This is a genomic window from uncultured Nostoc sp. (genome assembly GCF_964245445.1).
Classification (GTDB): domain Bacteria; phylum Cyanobacteriota; class Cyanobacteriia; order Cyanobacteriales; family Nostocaceae; genus Nostoc.
Genome location: NZ_CAXTNE010000414.1, coordinates 1 through 4,863, shown reverse-complemented (window position 1 = coordinate 4,863; position 4,863 = coordinate 1). Strand labels below are relative to the sequence as shown.

Annotated in this window: 5 protein-coding genes; 3 read left to right on the top strand and 2 right to left on the bottom strand. The window is 43.0% G+C overall.

What is annotated here, in order from left to right; genetic code table 11:
• The first annotated feature begins 143 nt into the window (after nt 1-143).
• Together ACFE90_RS36265 and ACFE90_RS36260 are read left to right on the top strand one after the other, a co-directional pair.
• On the top strand, nt 144-1,337 hold the full coding sequence (locus ACFE90_RS36265) for an NAD(P)/FAD-dependent oxidoreductase (RefSeq protein WP_375507080.1): 1,194 nt from the start codon (nt 144-146) through the stop codon (nt 1,335-1,337).
• 88 nt (nt 1,338-1,425) lie between these two features.
• Nucleotides 1,426-2,073 (top strand): HAD-IA family hydrolase, encoded by a 648-nt coding sequence (locus tag ACFE90_RS36260; protein ID WP_375507081.1) that lies wholly within the window; start codon nt 1,426-1,428, stop codon nt 2,071-2,073.
• 178 nt (nt 2,074-2,251) lie between these two features.
• Here the strand turns inward: ACFE90_RS36260 and ACFE90_RS36255 are convergent, their stop codons facing one another.
• Nucleotides 2,252-3,511, bottom strand: a complete 1,260-nt coding sequence (locus tag ACFE90_RS36255) for a hypothetical protein (RefSeq protein WP_375507079.1) — start codon at nt 3,509-3,511, stop codon at nt 2,252-2,254.
• Between the two features lies 1 nt (nt 3,512).
• The gene (locus ACFE90_RS36250; RefSeq protein WP_375507078.1) at nt 3,513-3,797 is read right to left on the bottom strand and encodes a hypothetical protein; all 285 of its coding nucleotides are present in this window, start codon (nt 3,795-3,797) and stop codon (nt 3,513-3,515) included.
• Nucleotides 3,798-3,984: 187 nt separating this feature from the next.
• On the opposite strand from ACFE90_RS36250, the gene ACFE90_RS36245 reads away from it, so the two are divergent.
• Nucleotides 3,985-4,845, top strand: a complete 861-nt coding sequence (locus tag ACFE90_RS36245; RefSeq protein ID WP_375507077.1) for a Tab2/Atab2 family RNA-binding protein — start codon at nt 3,985-3,987, stop codon at nt 4,843-4,845.
• The last annotated feature ends 18 nt before the right edge of the window (nt 4,846-4,863 follow it).

Below are 4,863 nucleotides of genomic sequence, written 5' to 3'. Positions count from 1 at the left end.
CCCCCTGCCCCCTACCCCTTGTCCTCTTCAATGACTAATGACTAATTCCTCAAAAACTTTATGGAATTTTGAAAAGTCCGCTTTAACTTACTAGACTGAAGTTAGTTGCCCAGCTAGCATTGACCGTCCCATAGATAGAATCGATGACTCAACAAACTTCTAGAATTTGTATCCTTGGCGGAGGCTTTGGTGGTCTCTACACAGCCTTGCGCTTAAGCCAGTTACCTTGGGAATCTACGCAAAAACCCGAAATTGTTCTGGTAGATCAAAGCGATCGCTTCCTATTCTCTCCTTTACTTTACGAATTACTCACTGGCGAACTGCAAACCTGGGAAATTGCCCCACCGTTTGAAGAACTTTTACAAGGTACAGGGGTGCGTTTTTATCAAGGGGTTGTGTCTGGAATTGACATCGACCAGAAACTGGTAAATGTACATGAAGGACCGGAAATCCCTTACGATCGCTTAGTGTTGGCACTAGGAGGTGAGACACCACTAGATTTAGTACCTGGTGCAGCATCCTACGCCTACCCATTCCGCACAATCTCTGATGTTTATCGTTTGGAAGAACGCCTGCGATTTTTAGAAGAATCGGATGCTGATAAAATTCGGGTAGCGATTATTGGGGCTGGCTACTGTGGGGTAGAGTTAGCCTGTAAGTTAGCCGACAGACTAGGTGAAAGAGGACGCTTTCGGATCGTTGAAATTGCTGACCAAATTTTGCGAACTTCCCCAGAGTTCAACCGGGAAGCAGCAAAGAAAGCAATAGAAGCCCGTGGCGTGTTTCTTGATTTAGAAACCAAAGTTGAATCAATAGAGCAAAATTCCATTTCCCTAGAGTACAAAAACCAGTTAGACACGATTCCCGTAGATTTGGTAATTTGGACTGTGGGAACTAGGGTTGCGCCCGTAGTGAAATCTCTTCCCTTCAAGCAAAACCAGCGTGGTCAAATCAGTACTACCTCCAATCTGCAAGTCCTTGATCATCCAGAAATCTTTGCCTTGGGAGATTTAGCAGACTGTCATGATATTGAAGGACAGCAAGTCCCTGCTACTGCACAAGCGGCTTTCCAACAAGCTGATTATACTGCTTGGAATATCTGGGCAAGTTTGACGAATCGCTCCCTGCTTCCTTTCCGCTACCAACAGTTAGGAGAAATGATGGCATTAGGCATAGACAACGCCACTCTTACGGGTTTGGGAATTAAACTAGATGGTCCCTTGGCATCCGTCGCCCGTCGGATTGCCTATTTATATAGGTTGCCAACTTTAGACCATCAACTCAAAGTTGGTTTTAATTGGCTAGTCCGTCCGATCATAGAAACACTTTCTAAGTAACTTAAGGTTAGTCATTAGTCATTAGTCATTAGTGACTCTTCCCACTCCCCACTCCCCAATCCCCAATCCCCAATTCAATCAAACTTTGATGGAACAACCGAAAGTTATTTTTTTAGATGCTGTGGGTACACTCTTCGATGTCAAAGGTAGTGTGGGCGAAGTTTATAGTCAGATAGCCCAGGAATTTGGCGTTACAGTTTCAGCCGAAACATTGAATACAGCCTTCATCAAAAGCTTTAAAGCAGCGCCGCCGCCGATATTTCCAGATGCAGAACTGCAAGATATTCCCCAGCGCGAGTTTGATTGGTGGCGGATAATTGCCCTGAACACTTTTGAAAGTGCAGGTGTTCTCAAGGAATTTTCTGACTTTTCGGCTTTTTTTAGCGAACTTTACATCCACTTTGGCACTGCCGAACCTTGGTTTGTTTATCCCGATGTTTTACCAGCTTTAATCAACTGGCGGCGGTTGGGAGTTACCTTGGGGGTGCTGTCGAATTTTGATTCTCGGATTTACTCAGTATTGCAAAGTTTGGGATTGAGAGAGTTTTTTAACTCCGTCACCATTTCTACCCAGGTACGTGCAGCTAAACCCGATCCTCAAATTTTTGCTATTGCTTTAGACAAACATAAATGTTCCCCACAGGCAGCATGGCATATTGGCGATAGCATTGTAGAAGACTATCATGCAGCTAAAGCAGCTGGACTCAGAGGCGTTTGGATTAACCGTGGAAAATGAGGGGATACTTTTCAATTCAGCAACTAAACTTTTAGAGGCTGCTTTTGCAAGCTTTGTTCGGTGAGCCAGTGATTTCAGTCTGAGGGTTAATTAACGGCATAAAACGACTTTTGCAAGAGGTCTATTACAGTTGTGGATAAAATTTAACTGGAACAGCAAAGTGTATCAGTCAACAATTTCAAGCACATTTGTTTAAAAACTGTTTGGCAACAATTGGACTCCAAAGCACAAGCAACACAACTCCAGAACTTAAAATCAAGAACTGAATGTTGTTTGCAAGTCTTTGTTCGGTGTAGACGGAATTATTAACCTGCGTCCAGGGTACTAAAGTTTTGCCCCAAACCAAAAAATCATCAATTACTAGCAATAACCCCAAAGCATAGGACTTTTCCTCACCCCATACTAACGGTAATCCCAAAATTTCAATGATAGCGAGCGTACTCTCAAACAACTGAGTATCTTGATAAGCATATGCTGGAGCAATACTGACAATTGTACTGCTTGGGCCAATGCCAAAAATAATCGGCCCAGAGTCAACATCTGCGTGACCATCTGCGTTGACGGGATACTCCCTTACGGGGAAAAAGCCTAAAACTGAGGGAACAAACTGTTTGCGAAACTGAGCATACTGCTGTTTTGCAAACTTTGAATCTAATTCTAGTAGAAACGGCAAAAGATAGACTTGACTGGTACCTCGTGCGCCAATCTTAATTTCACCAGTCACAGCATCAATTTTGTGAGGAATTAAATTTGTTTGTGGATCAAGATGCTGGCGAGTATAGCTAACCCAACGCCCAATTACTGGCTGATAATTACTATCAAACAATTCATCGTGCAAAGCTAAAGATGCTAAAGCTACGGTTTGGTCACAAGGCCAAGCTTGTCCGGGATAAGCATCAATGGTTACAGTGGGACTTTTTGTAAACGCCTGGGCTAATTCTTGAGATTGGGCACGAAATTGAGTAATATCTTGGAGCGATCGCTCTTTTGGTGACTGAATTTTTAATAGTCCACCCAACAACCGATTACTCCAACCTAAATAAAATACGCCATTGGCAACTTGGGTATCTGCTGTAAAAGGTGCGCGTCCTTGGGGTGTATCTACTTGAGATAAAACCCAACGCACCTCTTTAATTGCTTGTTGGCGAAGAGGTTCGGACTTTGAAGACAAAGCAAGATTCACCCAACTATAACCATAGAGTATATGGCTAAAAAACCATCCTTCTGGGAAAAACGCCTGCATCGTTTTTCCTTCACCTGCATTTAACCGTCGTTTAATGTTCTTTAATTGCATTAGTGCATCAGGACTAAGTTGTCCAGGTGCATAATCTTTGGCTGACACTGTTAATAGGCAAAAATTAACTCGGAGTACAAGTAAACTTATAGCGATAGTTAAGAGGACATAAGTCCAATAGCCAAATTTCTGCAATCTACTCATATTAATTATCTATAGCAATCCGATTTGATTCCTGAATTACTCGTAGAGACTGGGGACTGGGGACTGGGAAGAAGAAATATAAGGTGTACTGAGTTTTTTTCACGCAATCAAATATGAGTCCTAATATATGCTTTGTATTTATATTATGGAGACAATTAACTACTCCAAGAGCGATCGCCTGATGAATTCCCTTGTCATCGCAAAACCTATTAACCCAAAAACTTTCTATATTCTGCTCAAACGATGAGGGATAAGGTAGATGGGGAAGAGTTACAACTTGAAGCATTAAGTTGAAAGACTCATTAATCCACCTCAAAGACTCATTAATCCACCTCAAAGACTCATTAATCCCTCTTGTCCCCTTGTCTTTCCTACTTTCCCTCCACTCTCCCTCCCTTATTCTCCATGCTGCCCTAACACTCGTATGATCGAGATATCAAGAAAACATAACAGCCAGATTTTTACCGCAAAACATGGGCAGTATTTGGGAAATCGATTTTTACTCCCGTCCGATTTTGGACGATAATCAGAAAAAAGTTTGGGAAGTTTTAGTCTGCGAAAGCCCGTTGGATATCAGTACAAAAGTAGATTCTTTGTTTCGCTATGCTCAATATTGTCCCAGTACCCAGGTAAATTCGGGCTGGTTGCGGACAGCATTACAGGAAGCTATTAACCAAGCTGGAAAAGCACCAATTAAAATCCGCTTTTTCCGCCGCCAAATGAACAACATGATTACTAAAGCCTGCCAAGATTTGGGCATTCCCGCCCAGCCTAGCCGCCGTACTTTAGTTCTCAACCATTGGTTAGAACAGCGCATGGAGGAAGTGTATCCTCAAGAGGCAGGGTATCAAGGGGGGGCTAATCCCTCAGTTCGCTTGGAGAAACCTTTGCCGCAACGTTTACCAGATGCTTTGGAAGGACAGCAGTGGGTATTTGTTACCTTAGATGCTGCGGATTTGGCAGAAATGCCAGAGTGGGAAATTGGCTTTGGTGAAGCTTTCCCCCTAGAGTTGGCGAAAGTTTCACCCGAAACCCGTATTCCTGGGATTTTAATTTTCTCACCTAGAGCGTTGCCCTTGGCAGGCTGGATGTCTGGTTTGGATTTAGCTTTCTTAAAATTTGATCCCAGCGAAGAAGCAAGATTGCTTTTAGAAACTGGTGTAACCGAAAGCTGGATTGTGGCAAATATCAAAAAACCTCAACTTTTAGCAGAAGCCAAAGGTTTTGAAGAAGCCAAGCAAAAAGCTAACGGAGTGCATTTTATCGGTGTACAGTCTGATCCCAAAGCACAAGCTTTTGCTGGTTTTTGGTTGTTGCAAGAGGTGAATCTTTGAAAATGGGGTAGGGGGCAG

What these genes read in the sequence shown, in the direction of transcription:
- ACFE90_RS36265 (WP_375507080.1), top strand. Translation starts at nt 144, where the DNA reads ATGACTCAACAAACTTCTAGAATTTGTATCCTTGGCGGAGGCTTTGGT.
- ACFE90_RS36255 (WP_375507079.1), bottom strand. Translation starts at nt 3,511, where the DNA reads ATGAGTAGATTGCAGAAATTTGGCTATTGGACTTATGTCCTCTTAACT.
- ACFE90_RS36245 (WP_375507077.1), top strand. Translation starts at nt 3,985, where the DNA reads ATGGGCAGTATTTGGGAAATCGATTTTTACTCCCGTCCGATTTTGGAC.
- ACFE90_RS36250 (WP_375507078.1), bottom strand. Translation starts at nt 3,797, where the DNA reads ATGCTTCAAGTTGTAACTCTTCCCCATCTACCTTATCCCTCATCGTTT.
- ACFE90_RS36260 (WP_375507081.1), top strand. Translation starts at nt 1,426, where the DNA reads ATGGAACAACCGAAAGTTATTTTTTTAGATGCTGTGGGTACACTCTTC.